Origin of the sequence: Hyphobacterium lacteum (assembly GCF_036330345.1) — a bacterium.
Taxonomy (GTDB): Bacteria; Pseudomonadota; Alphaproteobacteria; order Caulobacterales; family Maricaulaceae; genus Hyphobacterium; species Hyphobacterium lacteum.
On sequence record NZ_JAZDRP010000023.1, the window covers coordinates 1 to 648 of the forward strand.

The 648-nt window shown below is 60.6% G+C and carries 1 protein-coding gene; it reads left to right on the forward strand.

Going from position 1 to position 648, the window contains the following annotated elements; genetic code table 11:
• Positions 1-648, forward strand: a 648-nt coding sequence (locus tag V0U79_RS13620; protein WP_330200059.1) for an Ig-like domain-containing protein, incomplete at both ends; no start/stop codon positions are given.

Sequence of the window (648 nt, forward strand, 5' to 3'; positions counted from 1 at the left end):
GAGATCTCCGTTGGCAATGGTGCGGCTTCCAACCTCTCTGGATCCGGCACCACCTACACCGCCACCATCACACCCGCGGCTGACGGCCAGGTCACGATTGAGGTTGGCGCTGGATCTGCACAGGACTCTGCCGGCAACCAGAATACGGCCTCTAATCAGTTTTCGGTCATCAACGATCAGACCACACCGACCGTGTCGATTATGGGTCCGGCAGGACCGGTCTCTGGCGCCTTTACCGCAAGCTTCACCTTCTCTGAAGTGGTTTCGGGCTTTGCACTCGGTGACATCTCGGTGGGCAATGGCGCCGCCTCGAACTTGTCTGGCGCCGGCACCACCTACACCGCCACCATTACACCGGCCTCGGACGGCCAGGTCACTGTCAATGTCTCCGCCAATATCGCCCAGGACACAGCTGGTAATGGCAACATAGCCGCCACCCAGTTCTCAGTGACGAATGATAGCGACAGACCCACGCTGGCCATTACCGGTCCAGCGGGGCCGGTCTCTGGCGCTTTTACCGCCACCTTCACTTTCTCTGAGAGTGTCACGGGCTTTGCGCTGGGCGAGATCTCCGTTGGCAATGGTGCGGCTTCCAACCTCTCTGGATCCGGCACCACCTACACCGCCACCATCACACCCGCGGCTGAC